General features: G+C 66.4%; 20 protein-coding genes, 2 tRNA genes and 1 pseudogene. 16 read left to right on the top strand and 7 right to left on the bottom strand.

Translation table 11 applies throughout. The features are described from left to right. Positions 1-49: 49 nt before the first annotated feature. On the bottom strand, positions 50-2434 hold the full coding sequence (locus ACOOE1_RS18740; RefSeq protein WP_420403727.1) for a tetratricopeptide repeat protein: 2385 nt from the start codon (positions 2432-2434) through the stop codon (positions 50-52). 180 nt (positions 2435-2614) lie between these two features. On the opposite strand from ACOOE1_RS18740, the gene ACOOE1_RS18735 reads away from it, so the two are divergent. Beyond that, positions 2615-4705: an acetate--CoA ligase family protein gene (locus ACOOE1_RS18735; protein WP_420403726.1), complete on the top strand. Its 2091-nt coding sequence runs from the start codon at positions 2615-2617 to the stop codon at positions 4703-4705. Between the two features lie 258 nt (positions 4706-4963). Here the strand turns inward: ACOOE1_RS18735 and ACOOE1_RS18730 are convergent. Then, positions 4964-5038 (bottom strand) — tRNA-Thr (locus ACOOE1_RS18730). 132 nt (positions 5039-5170) lie between these two features. Between ACOOE1_RS18730 and ACOOE1_RS18725 the strand changes: the two genes are divergently transcribed. From ACOOE1_RS18725 to ACOOE1_RS18675, 11 genes are all read left to right on the top strand, one after another. Further along, complete coding sequence (locus ACOOE1_RS18725; RefSeq protein WP_420403725.1) at positions 5171-5347, top strand: hypothetical protein; 177 nt, start codon at positions 5171-5173, stop codon at positions 5345-5347. Positions 5348-5507: 160 nt separating this feature from the next. Beyond that, positions 5508-6809, top strand: a complete 1302-nt coding sequence (gene murA, locus ACOOE1_RS18720; RefSeq protein WP_420403724.1) for a UDP-N-acetylglucosamine 1-carboxyvinyltransferase — start codon at positions 5508-5510, stop codon at positions 6807-6809. A gap of 12 nt (positions 6810-6821) precedes the next feature. After that, positions 6822-7340, top strand: coding sequence for a DUF2948 family protein (locus ACOOE1_RS18715; RefSeq protein WP_420403723.1), 519 nt, complete (start codon positions 6822-6824; stop codon positions 7338-7340). A gap of 53 nt (positions 7341-7393) precedes the next feature. Then, entirely contained in the window at positions 7394-8056 is a 663-nt protein-coding gene (hisG, locus tag ACOOE1_RS18710) for an ATP phosphoribosyltransferase (protein WP_420403722.1), read from the top strand. Then, positions 8046-9347: a histidinol dehydrogenase gene (gene hisD, locus ACOOE1_RS18705; protein WP_420403721.1), complete on the top strand. Its 1302-nt coding sequence runs from the start codon at positions 8046-8048 to the stop codon at positions 9345-9347. Before hisG ends, hisD begins: the two co-directional genes overlap by 11 nt. Positions 9348-9360: 13 nt before the next feature. Next, positions 9361-9885 carry a UPF0262 family protein gene (locus ACOOE1_RS18700; protein WP_420403720.1) on the top strand — a complete coding sequence of 175 codons (525 nt, stop codon included), beginning with the start codon at positions 9361-9363 and terminating at the stop codon, positions 9883-9885. A 7-nt stretch (positions 9886-9892) separates the two neighbouring features. Then, a complete protein-coding gene (locus tag ACOOE1_RS18695) occupies positions 9893-10393 on the top strand; it encodes a low molecular weight phosphatase family protein (protein WP_420403719.1) in 501 nt (166 codons plus the stop codon). A gap of 98 nt (positions 10394-10491) precedes the next feature. Next, complete coding sequence (infA, locus tag ACOOE1_RS18690) at positions 10492-10710, top strand: translation initiation factor IF-1 (protein ID WP_193183322.1); 219 nt, start codon at positions 10492-10494, stop codon at positions 10708-10710. 19 nt (positions 10711-10729) lie between these two features. Beyond that, a complete protein-coding gene (locus ACOOE1_RS18685) occupies positions 10730-11350 on the top strand; it encodes a Maf family protein (protein WP_420403718.1) in 621 nt (206 codons plus the stop codon). Further along, positions 11343-12659 (top strand): ribonuclease E/G, encoded by a 1317-nt coding sequence (locus ACOOE1_RS18680; RefSeq protein ID WP_420403717.1) that lies wholly within the window; start codon positions 11343-11345, stop codon positions 12657-12659. The genes ACOOE1_RS18685 and ACOOE1_RS18680 overlap by 8 nt, the downstream gene beginning before the upstream one ends. A 14-nt stretch (positions 12660-12673) precedes the next feature. Further along, on the top strand, positions 12674-12904 hold the full coding sequence (locus ACOOE1_RS18675) for a DNA gyrase inhibitor YacG (RefSeq protein WP_420403716.1): 231 nt from the start codon (positions 12674-12676) through the stop codon (positions 12902-12904). On the opposite strand, the gene ACOOE1_RS18670 is transcribed toward ACOOE1_RS18675, so the two are convergent. Both ACOOE1_RS18670 and ACOOE1_RS18665 read right to left on the bottom strand, forming a co-directional pair. Beyond that, a complete protein-coding gene (locus ACOOE1_RS18670; protein ID WP_420403715.1) occupies positions 12901-14712 on the bottom strand; it encodes a methyltransferase domain-containing protein in 1812 nt (603 codons plus the stop codon). The genes ACOOE1_RS18675 and ACOOE1_RS18670 overlap by 4 nt on opposite strands. A 21-nt stretch (positions 14713-14733) precedes the next feature. Continuing rightward, entirely contained in the window at positions 14734-15939 is a 1206-nt protein-coding gene (locus tag ACOOE1_RS18665; protein WP_420403714.1) for a putative 2OG-Fe(II) oxygenase, read from the bottom strand. Positions 15940-16109: 170 nt separating this feature from the next. On the opposite strand from ACOOE1_RS18665, the gene ACOOE1_RS18660 reads away from it, so the two are divergent. From ACOOE1_RS18660 to ACOOE1_RS18650, 3 genes are all read left to right on the top strand, one after another. Then, positions 16110-16185: transfer RNA gene (locus ACOOE1_RS18660), tRNA-Phe, on the top strand. Positions 16186-16331: 146 nt separating this feature from the next. Then, positions 16332-17168: a pantoate--beta-alanine ligase gene (gene panC / locus ACOOE1_RS18655; RefSeq protein WP_420403713.1), complete on the top strand. Its 837-nt coding sequence runs from the start codon at positions 16332-16334 to the stop codon at positions 17166-17168. A gap of 71 nt (positions 17169-17239) precedes the next feature. Next, positions 17240-17623 (top strand): cupin domain-containing protein, encoded by a 384-nt coding sequence (locus tag ACOOE1_RS18650; protein ID WP_420403712.1) that lies wholly within the window; start codon positions 17240-17242, stop codon positions 17621-17623. Here the strand turns inward: ACOOE1_RS18650 and ACOOE1_RS18645 are convergent, their stop codons facing one another. After that, entirely contained in the window at positions 17624-19156 is a 1533-nt protein-coding gene (locus ACOOE1_RS18645) for a hypothetical protein (RefSeq protein ID WP_420403711.1), read from the bottom strand. A 353-nt stretch (positions 19157-19509) separates the two neighbouring features. On the opposite strand from ACOOE1_RS18645, the gene ACOOE1_RS18640 reads away from it, so the two are divergent. Further along, positions 19510-20055, top strand: coding sequence for a PAS domain-containing protein (locus tag ACOOE1_RS18640; protein WP_420403710.1), 546 nt, complete (start codon positions 19510-19512; stop codon positions 20053-20055). Positions 20056-20126: 71 nt separating this feature from the next. Here the strand turns inward: ACOOE1_RS18640 and trxA are convergent. Together trxA and addA are read right to left on the bottom strand one after the other, a co-directional pair. After that, positions 20127-20453: pseudogene (gene trxA, locus ACOOE1_RS18635) on the bottom strand (thioredoxin); the annotation flags it as partial. 130 nt (positions 20454-20583) lie between these two features. After that, positions 20584-24108, bottom strand: a complete 3525-nt coding sequence (gene addA, locus ACOOE1_RS18630) for a double-strand break repair helicase AddA (RefSeq protein WP_420403709.1) — start codon at positions 24106-24108, stop codon at positions 20584-20586. Between the last annotated feature and the right edge of the window lies 1 nt (position 24109).

The following is a 24109-nucleotide window of genomic DNA, read 5'->3' as shown; positions in this document are numbered from 1 at the left end:
TCCGGGAACCCGTCTCTTGCAGGAATACCGGCAAATACTGAATTAACGATTAACGCGCCGCACTCTCGCTCGCCGCACAATAATCCGTCCAGGCGGCTTTCAATTGCGTCTCGACGCCGCGTGCATACCGCTCACGGTCGCAGAGCGGAGATGCGGCGACCGCATTGCGCAGGGATTGACGAATCTGCGCCAGGCGCCGGTGATCGAAGGCCAGCGCCTTCGACAGATCCACGAAGTCCTTCCGGGTACGGACCGCCCACTCCGGAAATCCGGCATTGCTGAGATGACTGAGCGAATGCCTGCCGGCGAAATGGTCCTGCGTGGCCAAGGTCACGACCGGAACCCCCATCCAGAGTGCCTCGCACGTCGTCAGGCCGCCTGAGTACGGCAAGGTGTCGAGCGCGATGTCCATTTCACCGTAGCCGCCAAGAAACTCTTCGTGAAACCGGTTCGTCTCGAAGGAAACCCGCTTCGGCGAGATCCCCCGCGCGGCGAGGAAACCTCGAATTCCTTCCTGAATTCCGGGATCGTCGAAGCCGCGGTAGGACAAGAGCAGCCGGGCGTCCGGGACTGCCTCCAGCACATCGCACCAGAGCGAAAGGGCCTCATCCGTCAGTTTCGCCGGGTTATTGAAACTGCCGAACGTGACATATCCGTTCGCCAGCACCGGCGCCGGCGCCACGGGCGGTGTCGTCGGCGAGGGGGCGAAACAGATATAGTCATCCGGAAGAACGAGCCATTTCTCGGTGTAGAATTGTTCGGTCCCCGGCGCGGTCTGAAAGCGGTCGGTGACAAGATAGTCCATCGTCGGCAATCCGGTCGTTCCGACGTAACCCATCCAGGTCATCTGCAAGGGTGCCGCCCTCCGGGCGAACAACTTCATCCGGTTTCCGGCAGAGTGTCCCGCCAGATCGAACAGGATATCGACGCGGTCTTCCATGATCCGCTGCCGCAGCTCCCGGTCCGGTATGCGTCCGGTATCGTGCCAGGTCTCCGCATGCCTGCGCAGTTCACCGGTGAAGAGGTCGCCCGAGGCCAGATCCGAATAGACGGAGATCCGGAACCGGCTGCGGTCGAGATGCTCGAGAACCGGGAGCATGAAGAACCCGACGGGATGACGCTTCAGGTCCGGAGACAGAAAGCCGAGATGAAGGGGCCGGTCCGGCCGGCGATCGACGTCATAAGACAACGCCTCTTCCGCCGGCGCCCACCGTTCGGCCCACTCGCGGTGACGCCGGAACAGGGATTGCGCGCTGACGCCGGATTCGTAATTGGGTCCCATGATCAGGCCGGACTGGACGTTCCCGGCATCGGGGAAGACAGCGGACGCCCATCTGAGATACCGCTCGGTCGCGGCATGCTGCCGGGACTGGCGGTGTCCGTTGGCGAGGCCGATGAACATGTCCAATCCCGCGTCCCCGGCGATCATCGCGCTGCGCGCGGCCCTGATCGCCTCGCCGAGCGCGCCCTCCTCTACAAGAAACTTGGTATAGTTCACCAGCGTCGTGATCTCGACGGGGTTGAGGCAGCGGGCCCGTCTGTAGCCGGCACGTATCTCCGCTGCGCCGCAGCTGAGGCTCTCGGCAGTCAGGACGAGCAGATTGCCAAGGGCGATTGGGTTTCCCGGGTTAAGGAGGATCGACCGGCGGAAGCCGCGACCGGCCTCCTCTTTAAGGTCCTCGCCATGCAAAATGTTCGAGAGCGAAAGCCATGCATCCGCATTCTGCCAGTTGATCGTCAATGCCCGTCGAAGAATCTTCAGGCACTCCCGGCTATCCGGATTGTCTCCGCCCGAGCTCGCCAGCCTGACATAGGTGGTCGCATCCGCCGGCGCGAGCGCAAGACTCCGTTTGAGGGACGTTCCAGCGGACAGGTCGTCCTGCTCCGCAAGTTCGACCAGCCCAATTTGCTTCCAGGCAATCTCGTCCGACGGGTCCAGAACGGTCACGTGAGACAGCATGCGCCTGCCGGACCCGCGGCTTGCAGGCACGGTCAGTTCGGCCAGATGCCTCAACCGGGACGCGTTTCCGGGTTCCGCCAGAACGCATTTCCGCACCAATGCGTGCGCTTTCTCCGGTTGGCGGACGCGGATCAGGTTGGCCCAATCGCTCATGGCAGAGAGGTTGCCGGGATCGCACTCCACCGCAGCCGCATAGCTCTCTTCGGCCGCCCCGATATTCCCCAGCGTGGCCTCGGCGAAGGCGAGAAGCTGGCGGAACGAACTCTTGCGCGGCTCCAGCGCGAGGGCACGGCGCAGCAGGGTCCTGCCGGACGCGGGATCGCCGGACGTGGTCGCGGCATCGCCGGCGAGCGAAAGCACGAGTGCGATCGGCGGATGCGCGGCAAGCACCGTGCGATAGAGCCGGAGCGCCTCCACGAGTTGCCCCGACTGGTGCCGCGCGAAAGCGTCGTTGACTAGTGCCTGTAGATCCACCCGAGATTGCCCCCTTGTTCGGGCCCGCGTCTGCGCTTCATGTTCTAGCGCGCCATGAGGCAGGTTAGCAGAAGGATTTTGCCTTGCGGGAGCACGACTTGTCAGACCGCTTCGCGGAACGGCATGATCCGTCTTTCCCGACCCGCCCTTCCCTGTTTCGGACCTACGGATCTTCTCGCCATGCGCGCCTCTCTGCTCGACGCCCTCGTCTCCCCTGCTTCCGTCGCCATCATCGGCGCATCGAATACGGAGACAAAGCTGACGGCGCGGCCGATGCGCTTTCTGAAACGGCATGGCTATCAGGGCCGGATCTATCCGGTCAATCCGGCGCGCGACACGGTGCTCGGCGAAAAGGCCTGGCCTTCAGTCTCGGCCATTCCGGAGCGGGTGGATTTCGCCTACATCCTGCTCGACGCCGCCCCGGCGATCGAAGCACTCAGGGACTGCGCGGCGGCCGGCGTCAGGATCGCAGTCATCCTCGCGGACGGTTTCGCCGAGGCCGGAGAGGAAGGCGAACGCAGACAGCGGGAGGTGCGCCGCATCGCGGAAGAGGCCGGCATGCTGCTGATCGGCCCCAATTCCATGGGTGTGGTCCACGCCGCCTCCGGATTCGCCGCCACCACCAACGCCGCATTTGGCGCGGCGGAGATTGGGCGCGGCCGGCTGGCGGTGATCTCCCAGAGCGGCAGCGTGATCGGCACCCTGCTCAGCCGGGGCGCGGCGCGCGATATCGCTTTCTCGACCTTTGTTTCCGTCGGCAACGAGGCCGCGGCAGGAGTCGGCGAGATCGGCGAAATCCTGGTCGACCATGACGGGATCGACGGCTTTCTGCTTTTCATGGAGACGATCCGTAACCGGGACGCCCTGGCGGCGTTCGCGGCGAAGGCCCATGCGGCGGGCAAGCCGGTGGTCGCTTACATGATCGGCAAATCGGAAGAGGGACAGGCGCTCTCCGTCTCCCATACCGGCGCGCTGACCGGCTCGGCGGATGCGGTCGCGGCCCTGCTCCGCAGCATCGGGATCCGCAAGGCGGAACAGCTCGAGACCCTGCTCGAGGCCCCCGGCGCGCTTGCCAAGGCCCGCCTGCGACCGCACCGCCCGAAGACCGCGACCGTCATCGCCACGACCGGCGGCGGCGGCGCCATGGTGGTCGACCAGTTGAGTGCGCGCGGTGTCGAGATCGCCGGCGCCAGCGCCGCGACGAAGACGCATTTCGCCGACCGCGGGATACCGAGCGGCCATGGCAAGCTGGTCGACGTGACCCTGGCCGGCGCGCGCTACGAGGTCATGAAGGAGGCGGTCTCGACCTTGATCCGGGATCCGGAAACGGGCGTGCTGATCGTCGCCATCGGTTCCTCGGCACAATTCGACCCCGAGCTCGCGGTGAAACCCATCGTCGATGCCGTGGCCGAGGCACCGGCGGATGCGGCGCCGGTGCTCGCGTTCCCGCTGCCGCATGCCCCGGACAGCATGCGACTGCTTGAAGCGGGCGGCGTGGCGACCTTCCGGACGGTGGAAAGCTGTGCCGAAACCGTGGCGATGCTGATGGGCGGTGCAGCGCCGGCGATGGCCCCGACGGCGAGTGTACCGGCGCCTGCCGCCGCATTGATCGACAAACTCGCGCCGGGCACGACCGACGAAGTGACGTCGGCCGCCATCTTCCATGCCCTCGGGTTGCGCGGGCCACGGCAACTCGTTCTTGCCCCGGACCTCCCGCTCCCGGATGACCTCCCCTTTGCCTATCCTGTCGTGGCAAAGCTCGTTTCCCCGGACTTGCCGCACAAGACGGATGCCGGGGCGATCAAGATCGGGATCGCCGACAGGACAGGTCTCGAGACGGCAGTCGCGGAAATGCGCGCTTCTGCGGAGCGCCACCTTCCCGGTTTTCGCCTGACCGGCATTCTCGTTCAGGAGCAGGCCAAAGGTCTCGGCGAGGCCCTGATCGGTCTCTCCCGGGATCCTGTCGCCGGTCCGGTCGTCACCGTCGCGATGGGCGGTGTCATGACGGAGATCTATCGCGACAGCGCGGTCCGTCCGGCGCCGGTCGGCGTCGAGGAGGCACGGAAGATGGTCGGCGAAGTGAAAGGCTTTGCGCTTCTGCGCGGGTTCCGCGGCCGACCGGAAGGCGACCTCGAAGCGCTGGCCCGAGCCGTCAGCGCGCTGTCCCTCCTCGCCGGCGATCCGCGGGTCGAGGAAGCGGAGGTGAACCCGGTCCTCGTCCTGGAAGACGGCGCGGGTGTTGTAATGCTTGACGCTCTGGTCCGGACCTGACGCCCTCGTCACGGCTCTAGCGGCGGAAGACCGGCACGCCGGGTCTCGCCCGGATACTATTGGCCCTGTGCGCACCGCAGGGGCCCTGCGGACGCGAATGCGTCGCGCAGGCGGCGGTTCAGACTGCCGGTCAGCGCGCTTGGCCCGCCCGACGGCCGAACCGTTCCATTCGACGGACGCCTGATCGTCGAAAGACACGAAGCGGTCCGGCACAGCCGGAACAACATGAAATGGCGCGGTCGGTGTTATGCGGGAAACTGGTGCTGCCGGAGTGATTTGAACACTCGACCTCTCCCTTACCAAGGGAGTGCTCTACCCCTGAGCTACGGCAGCATTTTTCGGCAATAAAGCCGGGCGGCGAGGGAGGCCCCTCGCGAAGCGCGGCGGAACATGCCATAGGCTCCCCCGTGGCGCAAGCATGTTTCTTGGCTGGAAATCAGCGCGACTTGCGGGCACTCTCCGGCCATGGTGAAAGCCTCGAAAGAAACGGATTCCAGCGGTGCCAGGAGCGAGGCGGAACTGCGCGCGGAGCGCCGGGCGGCCGCCCTGCGTGCCAATCTGCACCGCCGCAAGGCGCAGGCGCGGCAACGTACCGATGATCCTGCCGGGAAAAGCGAGAAGGACTCGGCCGCCGATTCGTGATCGCCGATTTCGAGTCTGCGGCGGCTCAACGCCCAAAACCTGCCGTATTCTCGGGAAATTCTCTCCGCTCACGGGGTTGAGAGACCTCAACTCGATACGGTAGAAAGATATGGGGTCCGGCGCGTCTCGGCGCGGGCTCCCTGATGAACTGGGGACCTCAATGGACAAGTTGGTGATTCGCGGCGGCGCTCCGCTCACGGGACAGATTCCGATCAGTGGGGCGAAGAACGCCGCCTTGCCGCTGATGGCCGCGACGTTGCTGACCGACCAGCCGGTCACCCTTACGAACATGCCCAAGCTGGCCGATATCCGCTCCATGGCCGCGCTGCTTGATCAGCACGGCGTGGCGCGCAGCGTCCAGGACGAGGCCGGCGGCGGACAGACTGTCGATTTCCATGCCGGAACCATAGAGAGTACGACGGCCCCCTACGATCTCGTGCGCAAAATGCGCGCCTCGGTGCTGGTGCTCGGCCCGCTGCTTGCCCGCGCCGGCGAGGCGACCGTGTCCCTGCCGGGTGGCTGTGCGATCGGCAACCGGCCGGTCGATCTGCACCTGAAGGGCCTCGCCGAACTCGGTGCCGAAGTCGCGCTCGAGGGCGGCTATGTGAAGGCCGAGGTGCCATCGGGCCGGCTGCATGGCGGGCGCGTTGTGTTTCCGCTGGTCTCCGTCGGCGCAACCGAGAACCTGATGATGGCGGCCAGCCTCGCGGACGGCGAAACCGTCCTGGTCAACGCGGCGCGGGAACCGGAGATCAGCGATCTCGCCGAATGCCTGAAAGCCATGGGAGCGGAGATCGAGGGCCACGGCACCGACACCATTCACATCCAGGGCAAGGACAGGCTCGGCGGCGCGACCCACAAGGTGGTCGCCGACAGGATCGAGACCGGGACCTATGCCATGGCGGCGGCCATCACCGGCGGCGCGGTCGAATTGACCGGCACCAGCCCGGGCCTGCTGGAGAACGTCTTCGGCGTCTTGCGGGAAGCCGGAGTAACGATCGAGGAAAGCGACCGCTCGATCCGCGTCTCCGCGGACCGCAGGAAGCTGCGCGGCGTCGACGTCATGACCGAGCCTTTCCCGGGATTCCCGACCGACCTGCAGGCCCAGTTCATGACCCTGATGTGTGTCGCCCGCGGCGCCTCCATGGTCACCGAGACGATCTTCGAGAACCGTTTCATGCATGTGCCCGAACTCAGCCGCATGGGCGCGAACATCAACGTTCACCATGCCTCGGCGCTGATCCGGGGCACGGACCGGCTGATCGGCGCCCCGGTCATGGCGACCGATCTGCGCGCGTCCGTCAGCCTGGTGCTCGCCGGTCTCGCGGCGGACGGCGTTACCGAAGTGAACCGCATCTATCATCTCGACCGCGGCTATGAGAATCTGGTCGAGAAGCTGCGCGCCTGCGGCGCAGACATCAATCGCGTCGCGGCCGAGGCAGGCGAGGAAGCGACAGTCTGAGTGGCGGGGGCCATGGCATCGCGAGACGTATCCCTACTTCAGGCGGGCGACCGCCCGTTCCGGGTCCGGGCGGAAGATGCCGAGGACCTGGCCGTCGTGGCCGCATTCCTGCAGGACGCCCTGCTTCCGGTCTCCGGCATGACATACGAGCCGGACACCAAGCGTTTCGTCATGCTGGTGCAACGCTTCCGCTGGGAAACCGCGCCTGGCGCGGGCACGATTCCGGCCGACGGCGACACGCTCTATGCGGAGCGGGTTCATTGCGGCATCCGGTTCGAGGGCGTCACCCGTGTGCAGACGCACGGTTTCGACAGGGGCAAACGGGAGCGAATCCTCAACCTCCTCACCGTGCATCCGTCGGACGGACATATCGACATCGCCTTCGCCGACAACGTGACCATTCGACTCGCAGTCGACCGCATCCTGTGCCATATCGAGGACCTTGGCGAGCCATGGCCGACCGTCTTCACGCCGTCCCATCCCGAAGAGGAAGCGGAACCGGCGCCGGCGGACGAGGCCTCGGGCGCCTGATCGGGCTGCCGCCGGGCACGGTCGCGGCAGACGGAAAAGACAGGAGAGACGCGGTGAGCGCGAACCAGCCATTGATCCTCGCCCTGCCGAAGGGCCGGATCCTGAAGGCGATCACGCCCATATTGGAACGGGCCGGGATCGAGCCGGAAGACGACTTCTTCAACGAGTCCTCGCGGCGCCTGCAGTTCCATACCAACGAGGCCGATCTTGAAATCATCCGCGTGCGCAGTTTCGACACGGCGACCTTCCTCGCCTTCGGCGCCGCCCATCTCGCGATCGCCGGCAGCGACGTTCTGATGGAGTTCGACCATCCGGAGATCTACGCCCCGGTGGACCTCAATGTCGGGCATTGCCGTCTCGCGGTGGCCGAACCGGCGGAACTCGCGGCGAAGGAAAACCCGCAGCACTGGAGCCATCTCCGCATCGCGACCAAGTACCCGAACGTCACCCGCCGGCACTTCGCCGCCCGCGGCGTGCAGGCGGAATGCATCAAGCTCAACGGCGCCCTCGAGCTGGCGCCCGGCCTCGGGCTCTGCCGCCGCATCGTCGATCTGGTGGAGACTGGCTCGACCCTGAAGGCGAACGGCCTCGTCGAGGTCGAGCAGATCGCCGCCGTGAGCTCCCGTCTTGCCGTCAATCGCGCCGCGATGAAGACAAGACCGGGCCCTGTGAAGGACCTGATCGACCGGATCGGGGAGGCCGCCCTTGCCGCGTAAGCTGATATCCGGAGCCCCCGGGTTCGGACAGGAATTCGAAGCGCTGATCAATTCCAAGCGCGAGACCGACAGCGACGTCAGCGACACCGTCGCGGCAATCATCGCCGATGTGATTGCCCGAGGCGACGCGGCACTGACCGAGCTCAGCCGGAAGTTCGACAATATCGACCTCGCCGAAACCGGGATCGCGATCTCGGCCGAGGAGATCGCCGCCGCCCGTTCCGCCTGCTCGGCCGAGACACTCGCCGCGCTGGAAACGGCCGCCACCCGGATCGAGGCGTTCCACAAGGCGCAGGTCCCCTCTTCGATCGATTATTCCGATGCCGATGGCGTCGGGCTCGGCCTACGGCACACCCCGGTCGATGCGGTCGGGCTTTATGTGCCGGGAGGCAAGGCCGCCTATCCGAGCTCGGTGCTGATGAACGCCATTCCGGCAAGGGTCGCAGGCGTCCCGCGCCGGGTCATGGTGGTGCCGACGCCGGGCAACGAGATCAACCCGCTGGTGCTCGCCGCGGCCGAGATCGCCGGGATCACCGAGATCTACCGGGTCGGCGGCGCGCAGGCCGTCGCCGCGCTCGCCTACGGTACCGAGACCATCCGGCCGGTCGACAAGATCATCGGCCCGGGCAACGCCTATGTCGCCGCCGCCAAGCGCCAGGTCTTCGGCAAGGTCGGCATCGATTCGATCGCCGGACCGTCCGAGATCCTCGTGGTCGCGGATGCGGACAACGATCCATCCTGGATCGCCATCGACCTGCTCTCCCAGGCCGAACATGACGAGGTCGCGCAGGCGATCCTGATCACCGACGACGCGGGGTTCGCGGACAAGGTCGAGGCGGCGGTTGCCGATCATCTTGCCACCCTGCCGCGCGCCAACATCGCCGGCGCAAGCTGGAACAATCACGGCGCGGTCGTCGTCGTCGACGATCTCGCGGCCGCACCCGCCCTGGTGGACCGGCTGGCGCCAGAGCATCTGGAGCTGGCGGTGGAAGATCCGGACGCACTGGCGGCCGAGATCCGTCATGCCGGCGCGATCTTCCTCGGACGGCACACGCCCGAGGCGATCGGCGATTATGTCGCGGGGCCGAACCATGTGCTGCCGACGGCGCGCACCGCGCGCTTCTCCTCCGGGCTCGGCGTGCTCGACTTCCTCAAGCGCACCACCTGGGTGAAATGCGACCCGGCGAGCCTTGCGGTCATCGGCCCGGCCGCGGTGACGCTGGCGGAGGCGGAAGGACTCGGCGCCCATGCCCGCTCCGTTGCGATCCGCCTCGGAGCCGCCGCCGAGTAGGCGGGAGAGGAGCATGGTGCGCGATTTCGGCGACGGCCCGATCCAGGATGACGAGGAGGAGGGCCGTGCCAATGCCCGCATCTCCAAGATCGAACTCGACGAGCGCACCGTCGTCCGCCGCAGCCCCGAAGTCGAGCACGAGCGCGCGGTCGCGATCTACGATCTGCTGGAGGAGAACTGCTTCGCCCCGGCGGGCGACGCGGAAGGCGGTCCCTACGAACTGAAGCTCCGGATCGAGGAAAACCGCCTGCTCTTCGACGTCTCCGATCCGGAGCGCGGCGGAACTTACCAGATCTGGCTCGCCATGACGCCGTTCCGCCGTGTGGTGCGGGACTATTTCAAGATCTGCGAGAGCTATTACGATGCCATCAAGCATCTGAATCCGTCGCAGATCGAGGCCATCGACATGGGCCGGCGCGGGTTGCACAACGAAGGCTCTACGCTCCTGAAGGAGCGCCTCGCCGGCAAGGTGGATATCGATTTCGACACCGCCCGCCGCCTCTTTACCCTCATCTGCGTCCTCCATATCCGGGGTTAGGCCGATCATGACGGATCGCGTCGCGCCCCCTGACATCCAGTCGCCCCTCGGCGAACCGATCCGTGAGCCAAGCGCCGTCCTGTTCGCCTGCACACAGAACGCCGTACGTTCGCCGATGGCCGAGGCGATCATGAAACATCTGATCGGCATGCAGGCCTATGTGGATTCCTGCGGCGTGCGCAATGGCGACCTTGACCCCTTCGCCGTCGAGGTGCTGAACGAGATCGGCATAGATATCTCGCGCCACGCACCGAAGAGTTTCGAGCAAATGGAAGACGATTTCTTCGACGTCATCGTCTCGCTCTCGCCGGAAGCGCAGCACCGCGCCATCGAAATGACCCGGACCATGGCCTGCGACATCGAGTACTGGCCGATGTTGGACGCCACCATCATCGAGGGCTCCCGCGAAATCCGGCTGGACGCCTACAGGCAGGTGCGGGATGAACTCATGCGGCGGATAAAACAGAGATTTTCTGCCTTGCTGGAGAAAAACGGAACACCCGGCTGAAAGTTCCGCAGTCCCGCCACGAGGAGAAAAGACCTTGACCCGGGAGACCTCCCGGAGCACTTATTTGCGCGTTCTTCGCAGACCTGTAAGGAGTAGGAATGGCCAAAGAAGACGTTATCGAATTTTCCGGGACCGTGTCGGAACTGCTTCCGAACGCCATGTTCCGGGTGAAGCTGGACAATGACCACGAAGTGCTCGCCCATACCAGCGGCAAGATGCGCAAGAACCGGATCCGCGTGCTCGCGGGCGACCGGGTGAACGTGGAAATGACCCCGTACGATCTGACCAAGGGTCGTATCACCTTCCGCTTCAAATAACTCTTCCGAGGTGACGGCCATGACTGGCCCCCTACGATTGCGCGCCCCTTCAGGCGCGCATTTCGTTTTGGCCTCGGCCTCGCCGCGCAGGCTGGATCTGCTCGGCCGGATCGGGCTGAAACCAGATCTTGTCAGCCCTGCCGATATCGACGAGACCCCGAAAAAGGGCGAGTTGCCGAGCGCCTACGCGGAACGCGTCGCCTGGGAGAAGGCGCACACGGTCGCGCTGGCGCATCCGGAAGCCTGGGTGCTCGCCGCCGATACGGTGGTCGCGAGCGGACGCCGCATTCTGCCCAAGGCCGAGAGCGAGACGGAGGCGCGCGCCTGCCTGAAGCACCTCTCCGGCCGCCGGCACCGGGTGATCGGCGCGATCCGCCTGATCGGGCCCGGAGACCACACCCGCAGCCGGATTTCCGAGACCGTGGTCACCTTCAAGCGGCTGACAAGGGAGGAGATCGAGACCTACATCGCCGCCGGCGAGTGGGACGGCAAGGCCGGCGGCTACGCCATACAGGGCCTCGCGGCGATCTTCATCCGCTTCCTCTCCGGCTCCCATTCCAATGTCGTCGGTCTCGATCTCTACGAGACCCGTGCCCTCCTCGCCGGATGCGGTTTCCGCTATGGTGAGGGCGATGCGTGACCCGGACCGTCTGATCATCGACCGATCTCCGGGGGAGACCCGGATCGCCTGTCTCTCCGAAGGAGATCTGACCGATCTCTGGATCGAGCGCGACGGCACCCCGCCGCGCCGCGCCGACGAGATCGTCCTCGCCCGGGTGACCGCCGTCCGCCCGGAACTGAACGCTGCCTTCCTCGATATCGGCCGCGGCGAAGCCTTCCTCAATCTCGGCAAGCGCAAGGCCCCGGCGGAAGGCGCCCTGATTGCGGTGACGGTCACCGCAGACCCCGCCGGCCGCAAGCAGGCACAGGCCTCTCGGCAGGTCGTGCTGAGCGGCCGCTATATGAGCCTTCGGCCGACGGAAACCGATCTTTCGATCGCCGGCGCGATCAAGGCCAAGGGCAAGCGGGATGCGCTGAAGGAACTCCTGGAACCGGGGCGGCCGGACAATATCGGGCTTCTGGTGCATGAAAATGCCGTCGATGCGGAGAAGATAGGATTGCTTTCCGACCTCGCTGCGCTTCTGAAGGAGTGGAAAGCTGTCGAGGGGGCGATCACGGCCGGAGACGGCCCGAAGACGATCCGCCCGGCGCCGACGGCAGAGGAGAGCGCCCGCGCGCGCTTTCCCGACCTGGCGGTCGAGGAATGCAGCAACGGCGCAGGCTTCGTGAACGACGATGTGGACGGACAGATCGAGCGGGCCCTCGCCCGGCGCCTGCAACTCTCGAGCGGCGCCGCCCTCACCTTCGACGAGACCGAGGCGCTGGTCGCCATCGATATCGATCTTGCAGGCGCCGGACGGGCGCCGGACGGCTGGGCGCAGCTCTTCGAGGAGATGGCGCCGGCCATTGCGGCGGAAATCCGCCTGCGCAGGCTCTCCGGTCTCATTCTCATCGATTTCCCCAGGCTCTCCCGGAAGGCCGACAGGGAGCGCGTCGCGGCGGCGATGCAGGCCGCCTTCCAGGGCCGGCCGCTCGGCGGCGGCGACAACGCGCAACCGCCACAGGTGCTGGGCTGGACCCGCAGCGGCGTGCTGGAGATCACCGTGCAGCGCAATGGCCGGAGTCTCGCGGAAGACTATCTCCGTCCGGTCGAACAGCGCCCGCGCGCTGCGACGATCGCGCTCGCGGCGCTGCGCCGCCTGCTTGCCGAGACAGATGGAATCGCGCATCCGGAAATGATCTGCGCTCCCGACATCGCGGACTGGCTGGCCGGTCCCGGCGCAACCGCACTGGAAGAGACCAACCGGCGGCTCGGCGGCGCCTTGCGGGTCACCCCGCAAACGGACTATGCCTTGGAGCGGATCGAGATCGGTCCGGCGCGGCGTTAGAACCGGAGGGAGCGATGGGCGAGATCAGCGAATTCGACAAGAAGAAGCGCAAGCGCAAGCCCGGCTGCGCGATCTGCGGCAAGCCGGTCGACACGGCCTTCCGGCCCTTTTGCTCCGAGCGCTGCAAAACCATCGATCTCGGCCGCTGGCTCGGCGGCGACTACCGCCTGCAGACCAATGAGGTACCGGACGAGGCGGAACTTCTCGATCTGGCGAAGGCGCTGGAAGAACGGCAGGAGCGCTAGGCTGCCTGGCACCAGAACTGGTACATGGCGAGGAAGCTATCGGGATTGTCCCGCTCCAGCGCGTCCCAGTTTGCCGGATCGGTCGCCGAGGGATCGTCCGGAAAGCGCTTCAGATAGACCTCGCGCAGCGTCGGAGACGCCGTCTCGACACCGACCAGTTTCAGGCTAAGCTCCGCTGCCGCCGCGCCGATTTCCGGCCAGTTGAACCGGACCTCGCGGCGATGGAACAGCAGATCGCGACACCCGCTGAGGGAATAGAAGTCCCCCGTCTGCCAGACGATCGCCGCCGGATCGTCCTCTTCCAGAAGCAGCACATCGCGCCGTCGGGCGCGGATTTCGGCGGCGATGTCCTCATCCGCCTGCGCCGCGATCTCCGCCCGGAGCTTTGCGAACCGCTCCCGTGCGATCTCGCTGTAGAGCGCGACCCGCATCAGACCGCCCGGCTTCAGCAGCCCGCGCAGCACCTGCCAGCCCGCCATCGGGTCCGCCATATGGTGCAGCACGCCGGAGCACTCGATGACGTCGAACCGCTCCTCCAGTGCGCCGAGGCCGAGAATGTCCGCCTGCGCGAATCGGATATTCGTCCGCCCGAGCGCCTGTGCCATCCGCGCCGCATAGCCGAGCGAGCGACGGCTGAGATCGACCGCGGTGACCTCGACCCCCTCGTAGCGCGCCGCGGTCTGGATCGCGTGCCGGCCGGTGCCGCACCCCGCGACCAGAAGCCTTGGTGCTTCAAGGTCGATGCCGTCGAAGCGCATGGCGGGGAAGCGGTCCCGGAGATGCGCGTCCAGCTTCTTGCGGCGAATCTGCCCGTCGACGCTGCGCCAGCGCGGATAGGGATGGAGCTCGTACTGCTCCCGGACCTTCTCCGAGGTCGCGTCGGCGATCGGCGTCAGCGACGGCAGTGCCGCGCCGAGCGCCCGCTCCTCTTCCGGCTCGACGACCGCGCGTTCGCGTATCAGACGGCAGACGTCGTTTCCCCGGAGTGCCTCCAGGGCAGCCGGGAACACTGCGAGATCCCGGTAGAGCGCGACCAGCAGCCCCTCTTCCGGGGCAAGCCTCTCCGCCGCCAGCAACGGTGCGAGCGCATCGCGCTCTTCCTTGGTCTCGATCCAGGCGAATTCCGACGCCATCGCCTGCAGCGCCAGAGGCACGGCGGTAGAAAGTTTCATCCCGCCGGCGAGCAACAGCCGCCGGCGCTCCGCAATCATCCAGGCTTCCAGCCTCGGATCCGGCAGCGTGGTCCAGGTCAGCAGAGCGGAAAGCAGACCGTCCTCCGGCAATGGCGGCGGCGGAGCGCCGCCCTCCCGGTACCAGTGCCACGCCGCATCGGCGCCTCTCGCCACCGCGCGGTTGGCCAGAACGAGCGACAGCGCCGCCGGGACCAGACGCTGGAGGTCGATATCGCGCCGTTGGAAGACAGCCAGCAACAGCGCGCGGAGTGCCGCGTCCGGCTTTTCGAAACGAAGCCCGGCAAGCGCATCGAGCATCTCGCTGAAATAGCCCGCGTCGGGAGTCTTGCGGTGTGCACTCTCGAAGTGCCGGACGGCCGTTGCTCCCTCCCCGAGCTGCAGCAGTGCGCGCGCGAGATTGGCTTCGGCGACGGCATAGCCCGGCGCGAGCTTCAAGGCCCGGCGATAGGCCTGCACCGCCTCCTTCGGCTTTCCCGCCGCCTTCATGGCAACGCCGAGATTGTTCTGCAACTCGGGCTGGCGCGGATTTGCCTTTGCCGCCGCCGCAAAGATCGCCGCCGCCTCCGCGGCGCGGCCTTGACGCATCAGCTGCGAAGCGTCGCGCAGCCGTGCCATGGGATCGGGCGCAATCACCGATCAGCCGTCGACATGCAGGTCGAAGGCGATGCTGATCCGCTCCCCGCCGCCGCGGAACGGGATCGTGCTGTGCCAGACATAGGAGGGGAAGACCACCGCCATGCCGAGCTCCGGACAGACCGCTTCCAGCCTGCGGCTGCCGCGATAGGGAATGCCGTAGCCCGGCCGGTTGAACTCGAGCCAGCCCGCGCGGTCCGGGTCGTCCGGCCGGACCGTCTCGGGGACGGCGGCGTAATAGGTCCCGCTCAGCCAGCCGGCATTGTGGATATGCGCGCTCTGGTGCCCCTCGTCGCCGAGGATGTTGGCCCAGATGTTCACCGCGTAGCCTTTCGGGATACGGGCGAAGAAGGGGTGCGAGGGGTCCTTCTTCAGTCCGGCGATATACCGGTCCAGCCCGGCGCTCAGCATGCTCTCGAAAGCGGCGATTGCGGGGCCCTTGTGATCGAACAGCTGGGGCACGAAGGCGCCGCCACGGATCGCCCGTCGCAGCGGATCGAGATCGCCGGAGAGATTCGGGTGGTTGCGGATTTCGTCCGAGAGCGCGGCGTTGAACTCCGCATGGTCCCTGTAACCGTCAGGCACCTCGAAGCGGATCGGCCGCGTCGCGGTGCCGTGCGCGATCAGGCGGTCGACCTCGTCATGGCGGCCGAGTTCCTCCAGCGCGACGGAGCGGTAGGCGGTCGCGCGGACATGGTTCGGGTCGCGCGCCAGCACCCGGCCGGTCGCGGCGAGCGCGCCCTCCGCATCGCCCTCGATCAACAGCGCCTGCGCCAGATTGTTGGCCGCCGGAACGTTTCCCGGCTGCCCCGCGAGCGCCCGCCGGTAGGCGGTCTCCGCCGCGCCGTAGTCCTTGTCGAGCTGGAACCGGTTCCCGAGACCGACAAACGGCCCGGTATTCTCCGGCCCGGCGAGGAGGGATCGGCGCCAGGCGGCGCCGGCCGCCTCAGGCTGATTTCGGGCGTCCAGCACGTCGCCGCGCGCGTTCCAGGCCTGCATGTAATCGGGGGCGGCACGGGTGGCGGCCACGGTCAGGCGGTCGGCCTCCTCCAGACGGCCTTCCTTCAGATGGATCCGGGCCCGGAGCGTCGCCGCGGGCGGATTGCCCGGCGCCACTTCGAGAATCCGGTCGTAGATCTCCGCCGCCGCCGCGGTGCGGCCGGCATTCTGGTGTTGAATCGCGAGCGACAAGGCCTCGGACAATTGCATCTCTCGGGTCCCTCCCCGGCAAGCCCGCTCTTGGATAGCGCCGATATCCCGGCCCATCAAGCGGCCCGGAAAAAAAGCACGGATTGGGCGCTGGACAGCCTCCCTGATATCTTTTATACAGCTGCCTCCCATCGACATGGCGGCGCCTCGCGCAGTTATGTCGATGGCGTGCCCAGGTAGCTCAGTTGGTAGAGCAGCGGATTGAAAATCCGCGTGTCGGTGGTTCGAATCCGCCCCTGGGCACCACTTTCCCTTCCCAATGCATCCGGTTTGCAGCGCTGCGGCGGCGAATTAATTGCTTCCGCGTCGCCGCGCGGGTTTTCCGCATCGCAGCATAGCAATTGGCTCCGGTCTCATCCCGCGCTAAGCCCGGGCGAAGAGGAGGGAGTTCCATGGATATCATCCGCACCAAGGCCGACCTGCGCAAACGCGTGAACAGCTGGCGGAGTACCGGCGAGACCGTCGCCCTGACACCGACAATGGGCGCGATCCACGAAGGCCATCTCTCGCTCGTCCGGCTCGGTCTCGAGCGCGCGGACCGCTGCGTCGGGACGATCTTCATCAATCCGCGGCAGTTCGGGCCGAACGAGGATTTCGCGACCTATCCCCGCGACGAGGACGGCGATTTCGCCAAGTTCGCAGCCGCCGGATGCAGCGCGGTCTACGCGCCGGCGCCGGAGGAAATCTACGGTTCGGGCTACAAGACCGAAGTCGTGGTACGCGAGATTTCCGATGTGATGGAAGGTGCCAGCCGGCCCGGCTTTTTTACCGGCGTCGCCACCGTGGTTTCGAAACTTCTCATCCAGGCGATGCCGGACATCGCGATCTTCGGCGAGAAGGACTTCCAGCAGCTCGCCGTCATAAGGACCATGGCCCGCGATCTCGACCTGCCGATGGAGATCCTCGGCGCCCCGACGGTCCGGAAAGCGGACGGATTGGCGCTGTCCTCGCGCAATGCCTATCTGAGCGCGGACGAGCGGCGGATCGCGCCAGCGCTCTATGCGGCGATGGTCGCTGCCGCCGCCACCGTGCGCAACGGCACCGCCCCGGACGTGGCGGCGGCGCAGGCGCGGGAAGCGGCGCTCGCGGCCGGCTTCCAGGAGGTCGACTATATCGACATCCGCGATCAGGACAGCTTCATCCCCGCCATCGCCCCTGGCGAGAATCTCCGCATCTTCGCCGCGGCCCGGCTCGGGACCTGCCGCCTGATCGACAATCTCGGGATCTGACGTAGGTCCTCGGCCGGGTTATGCTCGCTTCCGAGGACCGCGATACGATGGCCCGGAGGGAGGATGACAAGATGGCAATCGAGACGCCGAACTATCCGGATCACGCAGCGCTCGGGGCGCTCGACTCGCGCCCGGTCGACCCGGACAAGCTCGACTGGAGCCCGACCCCTTTCGAGGGCGTGGATGTGAAAGTGCTGATGGAAGACAAGGAGACCGGGCTGATGACGGCCCTCTTTCGCTGGCAACCCGGCGCTGTTCTGCCGTTTCACGAGCATACCGACATCGAACAGACCTTCGTGCTCGAAGGGCGGCTCGAGGACGAACAGGGCTCGATCGGCCCCGGTGAATATGTCTGGCGTCCGGCCGGCAGCCGCCATGTCGCGCGAGCCCCGGAGGGCGCACTGATGCTGAGCATGTTCCACAAGCCGAACCGGTTTCTCGACGAGGGCGCCTGATCAGCCGGCGGCCCGGACCTCGATATCCCGGTCCCGGTCGCCGGCGGAGCGGATCGCCGCGATCTCCCGGAATGCCGCCTCAAGCGCCGCGACATAGGCCTTTGTCGAAAAGAAACCGCCCGGCTCCGGATGTCTCAAGCGGGCACGGCAGCGGGCGAGCAGTGGCGCGTCGGCGGCAAACCGTTCGACACGGGCGAGATAGTCCGACGGACTGTCTGCGATGCCCTCCGGCACGCCCGCCGCGGTCAGGATGCTGGCCGACATGCGCCAGGCGAAGCAGCGGCCGGGCAAGGTGACGGCGGGAACGCCCCGTGCAAGTGCGAGGGCCGTTGTATGTCCACCGTTATAGCCGAGCGGGTCGAGCGCGATATCGGCGGCCGCGACGCGGGCCCGGTGATCGCGGATACCGGTCGGCTCGGCGAAACGGATCCGCTCCGGGGCAAGTCCCGCCTGCGCTGCGAACCGGCAAAGAGTTTCCGCCGCGTCCGCCGACTGCGTCGCGACCCAGAGCAGAGCGTGCGGAATGCGTCTCAGGCAGGCGAACCAGAGCCGCAGTGTCGCCATGTCGACCTTGTTGAGGCGGTTGAAGGCGGCCATGACGAAGGCATCCTCCGGAAGACCGAGGTCGGCGCGGGGCGGTACGGGATCGTTTTCGGCCTGATCGTCGACGGGCAGGAAGCTTCCCGGCATCAGGATCAGGCGTTCGGAAAAGCCGGGGCGCTCCGCGACGGGCACGACGACCCGGTCGGCGACCGTATAATCCACGGTCTCCGCCCCCGTGGCTCCCGGGTACCCGATCATCGCCACCCGGACAGGGGCCGGCCCCAGGCGGAAAACATCCTCTTGCGGTGTCAGTGGCGTGCCGCTCAGGTCAACCAGAATGTCGATCCCGTCGGCACGGATTCTCTCCGCGAGGGCGGCCGGCGCAAGATCCCGCACCTCCCGGAAACGATCGGCGGCATGGCGCACGGGGCCCTGAACGGGCCGCGCCGGATCTTCCGTCCGGTCGTAGACAAAGACCTCGAACAGCCTGCGATCGTGATGTACCAGCATGCTGCGGACGGAAAACCCCACCGGATGCATTCTGAGGTCCGAGCAGACATAGCCGATGCGCAGGCGCCGCTCGCCGCGCCAGTTCCATTCCGGTCGAGGCCGAAGGTCCGGCGGCGCGGCCGCGCTCATCGTTGCCGTGGCGACGGCAAGCGCCGTTTCCGGATCGTCCCGGCGCTCGAGAACGGAGAGCGGGGACTCGAAGACCTTGCCGCCGCGCCGCAACTGCTCGGCCAGAACGGCATCGAGCAAAGGCTCGAAAAAGCACGAGGCCTGGAAATTGAGCGCGTCCCGGAACCCCGTATGCCCTCTCACCAGAGTGCGTACGACCTTCGCGTTCACCGCCAGAAGGCGCGCCGGCGCATCACTGAGGAATCGCGTCTTCCAGATTTCCTCTCCCTGCTCGCCGGCAAGCGCGCAAAACAGTTCGATATAGGCTTCGGCCTTGTCCGGCCGGTCGAGAATATCGGTTCTGTTGCTCATGGACCGAAGCGGCAATGGTGGGCGGTGAGGTGCGGCCTTCATGTTTAACGTCAGCTGGCGGGCTCGTATAGTCGTCGCCCCGGGACAGAGCCGGTGCAGGGGACCTGGCCCATCAGATGCATCTCTTGAATACCTTTATACGCCGCCAAACCAGCTCAACAAACAGACCCTTGATCGAAAACGATCGATTTTCTTCCGATTCTCGCGATATCGTGGATTCAGAATCAATTTTAGAAAATCATAACCTATTAATATTACGGCGTATTTTAACAAATAAGACTTGCCGAGCGATGCCCGCCGACTAGCTTTTCGAAGGAACTTTACGAGTAACCTTGGTCCTTATTGGCGCGTACATGCCGCACAACGACAAACACTATGCCGGTACGGTTGCAGACGCTGTGGGCCTGTCTCATCCGGAGCACCGTGCGCTGTTCGACCATTGGATGGCGAACCGGCGCGGCGAGGGTGTCCCGTTGCGCAGCAGTTTCGACCCGCTGCAGTTCCATCGTTCGATGCCGCGTATGGCGATCATCGAGCGCAGCGGGACCCTGGAGGAACCGACCTTCCGCTATCGCCTCGCCGGAACCGAGATCGCCGAGCGTGCGGGCCGCGATCCGACCGGAAAGAGCTTCAAGGAACTCTACGAGGGACACTATCTCGAAACGGCAAACCGGACCTATTGCGAGATCTCCGGCTCAGGCGAGGCGCATTTCTCCCAGCGGGTCTTCCCGATCGGAGAGGACGGCGGAAACCTGCGATATGACCGGCTTATCCTGCCCTACAGTTCGGACGGATCGTCGATCGACCAGTTCGTGCTGCTGATCGTCGTCGTCGAGCAGGACTCGCCGAAGAAACAGCAGGGCAGTTTTTCCGTCTTCGGCGGGAAGCGCGAGCGCTAACCGCCTCAGCTCAAAAAACAGGCGCCCGACGGCGCCTGTCCTTACTCATTCCGATGAAGTCGCGGCGCCGCTCAGAGCGCCTCGTCCACCCACTGCTGCAACTGAGCCTTCGGCATCGCGCCCATCTTGGTCGCGGCAACCTGTCCGTCCTTGAACAGGATCAAGGTCGGGATGCCGCGCACGCCATATTGCTGCGGGGTCTGCGGATTCTCGTCGATATTGATCTTGGCGACGGTAACCCGTTCGCCCATCGACTGCGCCATTTCCTCGAGCGCCGGGGCGATGGCCTTGCACGGTCCGCACCATTCGGCCCAGAAATCGACCAGAACCGGCTTGTCGGAATTCAGAACGCTGTCGGAGAAACTTGAGTCGGTAACCGTAACCGTCGACATGGGGGCTTCCTCGTTTGCCTTGTCTCACATGCCGGGTTCTTACCCTCGCATGAACAGTGAATCTAGGAAGCGGCGGCATCCCCGTCAAGGCGGCCAGGCCCGGCCCAGCGTTTCCGCGGGGCAGACAGCCTCTGTGTCAGCCGGCTCTTGAGCCCGGGCCGTATGAGTCGAGCATTTTCGGAGGCAGTTCGGTCAGGAACGGTCCGTCGGTCCAGAGCAGCAGACAGCGCACCTCGCGTCCGTCGAACATGCCAGTGAGCAGGGCCCGGTAGGCGGCCATCTGGCGCAGATAGATCGCCGGCACGTCCTCCAGCCGCTGCGGAGGTGGCCGGTTGGTCTTGAAATCGACGACCGTCACCCGGTTCTCCCCGACGAGCAACCTGTCGATCTGGCCGGACACGACGGTGATCCCGCCGTCGCCGGTCGCGACCTGTCCCACGATCGGCACTTCGGCGCGCGAGCCAGAATCGAATAGCGCGGCCCAATCCGGATGTTCCAGCACCGTCATGACCTCGTCCAGATAGCGCTCCGCGACCTCCGGCTGAAGCGCGTGCAGCGGCCGCGCAAGGAACGCGGCGCCCGCGTCCCTGCGGCGCTCCGCGGGCAGGTCAGGGAGAACCTGCAGCATGCGGTGGATGAGCTGGCCGCGTTGGAAGCGCCCCTGGTCGGCAGGAGATAGCGGCGAGCGCAGCGCCGGCTCCGGGTCGCTTGGCCGCGACGGCATCAGAGGACGCGGCGGAACGGGCTCCGGCGCCGGTTGAGACAGCGCCCAGCCGGGCACCGGGTGCTTCATTCCGGTCGCGGCGACAGCAGCTCCGGACGGTGGCGTCACGTCCCTCTCCTGCGGCGTTTCGTGCCGCAGCAGCGGCAGGTCCGAACCGGACGCGGCACTGATCGCGGGGTCCTCGATCTCGGACGCCAGTTCACCCATCGCAGCCCGCACGAGGTCGTACCAGTTGCCCTCCGGCGCCCGCTGCCTGGTCGCCCAGCCGGCGACATAGAGCCGGTCCTCTGCCCGGGTCATCGCGACATAGAGCAGGCGACGGTATTCCTCGTTCCGTTTGCGCTCGGCAGCCTCCTTCGCGCCGCTGCTGGCCGCCGCATCCTCCGCCTTCGCCGGAGAACAGAGCGGCACCGGAACGCCATCGTCCGACTCGCTCCAGAGGATTTTCGCCGTGCCGCGCGGCACCTGCATGGTGTCCGGCATGAAGACGATCGGCGCCTGCAGGCCCTTGGAGCCATGCACGGTCATGACGCGCACGCGCCCTCCGTCGCCGCCTTCCATGTCGCGCTTGATGTCGCTCTCGGAGGCTGCGAGCCAGTGCAGGAAACCCTGCAGCGAGGGCACATGGCCGCGCTCGTATTCCAGGGCCTGGGCGAGGAACTCGTCGAGCGGATCGGCGGCCTCGATGCCGAGCCGCTCCAGGATCCGCCGCCGCCCGCTCGGTTCGCCCTCGGCGAGGATGCCGGCGAAGAGCTCATAGGGCGGCATGGTGTCGGCGCGCGCGAGATAGGAGGCAAGCAGCTCGTCGGCCCGGGCAAAGGCTGCGGTCTCCGGTGCGCGGCGGCGCAATTCGCGCCAGAGCCGCTTTTCCTTGCGGTTCCAGGCCAACTCGAAAAGGTCGTCCTCCGCGAGCCCGATCAACGGGCTCTTCAGCACCGTCGCGAGTGTCAGGTCGTCCTCCGGCAGCAGCAGGAAACGGCCGAGCGCGATCAGGTCCATCACGGCGATCTGGTCGCTCAGCACCATACGGTCGACACCGGCGACATCGATATCCCGCTCTTTCAGGGCGCGCACCATCTCGTGCACGAAACCGCCGCGCCTTCGCACCAGAACCATGATGTCGCCGGGGCCGATGGGGCGTCCCTTCGACGGCAGGATCTCTCCCCTGTCCATCCACGAGCGGATGCGCCCGGCGATCGCGCCGGCAAGACGGGAGGCCGGGCTATCGAGCCCGCGCTGGGCGAGCGGCAGTGCCCAGCTGACTTCCTCCTCGCTCTCGGCCGGCAGAAAAGGCGGCCAGATCTCGACCAGGCTCGCATCGCCGCTGCGCGAGACACCGTGACGGATGGACTGCAGTTCACCGTCCGCATCCGCCTCGAGCACGCCCTCGCCCGCCGGACGGCTGTTGAACAACCGGTCGACGAGGCCAAGCACTGCGGCGCCCGACCGGAAGGAAACCTCGAGATCGACCGAGGCCCAGGCCCCCGAGGCCGCTTCGACCCGCGCGGCGAAATGCCGGCGCATCCGCAGGAAGCCCTCCGGATCGGCGCGCTGGAAGGAGAAGATCGACTGCTTCACGTCGCCGACGGCGAAGATGCTGCGCCCGGCATCGCGGGCGTCCTCGTCGGCCCCCTCGCCGGCGAAAAATTCCTCGGTCAGCGCCCGCACCACCTCCCATTGCTCCGGATTGGTGTCCTGCGCCTCGTCGATCAGGATGTGGTCGAGCCCGCCGTCGAGCTTAAACAGCACCCAGGCGGCGACACCGGGTCGCCTCAGAAGATCGCAGACCGTGGCGACGAGATCCTCGAAATCGACCAGCGCCCCGCGCCTCTTTCCTGCGTGGTAGCCGTCCAGCACGGCGGCGGCGATGCGCAGGACCGCCGAGGTCCGCTCGGCGAGGCCGTGAGCGTTGAGACGTTCCTTCAGCGCGATCAGGCGTTCGCCTTCGCGGCTCAGCACGGTTTCTGTGTCGGCGAAAAACTCGACCGCCGCCTTCGTCGCCAGCCGTTTGCGGAGTTCGCCCGTTCCAGTGAGGAATACGCCGCAATAGCTCTCGAAGAGCTCCACCCGACGCTCGCCTTCCGCAGCGAGGAAATCCGCCAGCGCCTCGCCGCGTTTTACGTCCGTCTTGCTGCTTTCGAGCAAAGCTTCCGTCGCCCGCCGCAGCCCGACCGGATCGAAGGCACCATCCGCAAGACCGTCACGCAGCACGGTATCGGCAGTCTCGTCTTCCGCCAGATCGAGATGCATTCGCAGTGCCGCATCGATCCGTTCCCTGCCGCCGACCGCCGCGACGAAACGCGCGAGCCGGGCACGTTCCTGCAGCAGCTCGGAGACCAGCCCGTCGAAGGTCTCCTCGGCAAAGCGGCGATTGATCAGCCGGAGGGCCTGGCCGAGTCCGCTCTCGGGATCGGCAGCGGCCATGTTCAGCACCCGGTCGCGCGCATCCCAGAGCCGCTCGGCGGCGGTACGGTCGTCCATGACCTGGAAATGCGGCGGCAGCCCCGCCTCGAGCGGGAAACGTTTCAGCACCGCCTGGCAGAAAGCGTGAATGGTCTGGATCTTGAGGCCGCCGGGCGTGTCAAGCGTGCGGGCGAATAGTCGCCGGGCGAGCGCAATCTGTTCCTGCGCCGGTTGCCGGCCCAGCAATTTTCCCAGCTGTCCGCTCAGCTCCGTTTCGCCCGTCACCGCCCATTCCGAGAGCTTGCCGGAGATGCGCGCCGACATTTCCGCCGCCGCCGCCTTGGTAAAGGTAAGGCAGAGGATCCGTCCCGGATCGGCGCCCGCGAGCAGCAGGTTCAGCACCCGGTCGGTCAGCACCTTGGTCTTGCCGGTGCCGGCCGACGCCGCGACCCAGACCGAGGCGGCGGGATCCGCCGCCCGCCGCTGCGCCCGGTCCGCCTCCAGGACCACCGCTTTCGGATCGTGCTCCGCCATC

Origin of the sequence: Nisaea sp. (genome assembly GCF_965216895.1) — a bacterium.
Taxonomy (GTDB): Bacteria; Pseudomonadota; Alphaproteobacteria; order Thalassobaculales; family Thalassobaculaceae; genus Nisaea.
This window is presented reverse-complemented; position numbering and strand designations above follow the sequence as displayed.

Bases quoted from the DNA above. Each gene is read 5' to 3' on its own strand.
- ACOOE1_RS18735 (WP_420403726.1), top strand. From the start codon at position 2,615: ATGCGCGCCTCTCTGCTCGACGCCCTCGTCTCCCCTGCTTCCGTCGCC.
- ACOOE1_RS18725 (WP_420403725.1), top strand. From the start codon at position 5,171: ATGGTGAAAGCCTCGAAAGAAACGGATTCCAGCGGTGCCAGGAGCGAG.
- murA (WP_420403724.1), top strand. From the start codon at position 5,508: ATGGACAAGTTGGTGATTCGCGGCGGCGCTCCGCTCACGGGACAGATT.
- ACOOE1_RS18715 (WP_420403723.1), top strand. From the start codon at position 6,822: ATGGCATCGCGAGACGTATCCCTACTTCAGGCGGGCGACCGCCCGTTC.
- ACOOE1_RS18700 (WP_420403720.1), top strand. From the start codon at position 9,361: ATGGTGCGCGATTTCGGCGACGGCCCGATCCAGGATGACGAGGAGGAG.
- ACOOE1_RS18695 (WP_420403719.1), top strand. From the start codon at position 9,893: ATGACGGATCGCGTCGCGCCCCCTGACATCCAGTCGCCCCTCGGCGAA.
- infA (WP_193183322.1), top strand. From the start codon at position 10,492: ATGGCCAAAGAAGACGTTATCGAATTTTCCGGGACCGTGTCGGAACTG.
- ACOOE1_RS18685 (WP_420403718.1), top strand. From the start codon at position 10,730: ATGACTGGCCCCCTACGATTGCGCGCCCCTTCAGGCGCGCATTTCGTT.
- ACOOE1_RS18680 (WP_420403717.1), top strand. From the start codon at position 11,343: ATGCGTGACCCGGACCGTCTGATCATCGACCGATCTCCGGGGGAGACC.
- ACOOE1_RS18675 (WP_420403716.1), top strand. From the start codon at position 12,674: ATGGGCGAGATCAGCGAATTCGACAAGAAGAAGCGCAAGCGCAAGCCC.
- ACOOE1_RS18670 (WP_420403715.1), bottom strand. From the start codon at position 14,712: ATGGCACGGCTGCGCGACGCTTCGCAGCTGATGCGTCAAGGCCGCGCC.
- ACOOE1_RS18665 (WP_420403714.1), bottom strand. From the start codon at position 15,939: ATGCAATTGTCCGAGGCCTTGTCGCTCGCGATTCAACACCAGAATGCC.
- panC (WP_420403713.1), top strand. From the start codon at position 16,332: ATGGATATCATCCGCACCAAGGCCGACCTGCGCAAACGCGTGAACAGC.
- ACOOE1_RS18650 (WP_420403712.1), top strand. From the start codon at position 17,240: ATGGCAATCGAGACGCCGAACTATCCGGATCACGCAGCGCTCGGGGCG.
- ACOOE1_RS18645 (WP_420403711.1), bottom strand. From the start codon at position 19,156: ATGAGCAACAGAACCGATATTCTCGACCGGCCGGACAAGGCCGAAGCC.
- ACOOE1_RS18640 (WP_420403710.1), top strand. From the start codon at position 19,510: ATGCCGCACAACGACAAACACTATGCCGGTACGGTTGCAGACGCTGTG.
- addA (WP_420403709.1), bottom strand. From the start codon at position 24,108: ATGGCGGAGCACGATCCGAAAGCGGTGGTCCTGGAGGCGGACCGGGCG.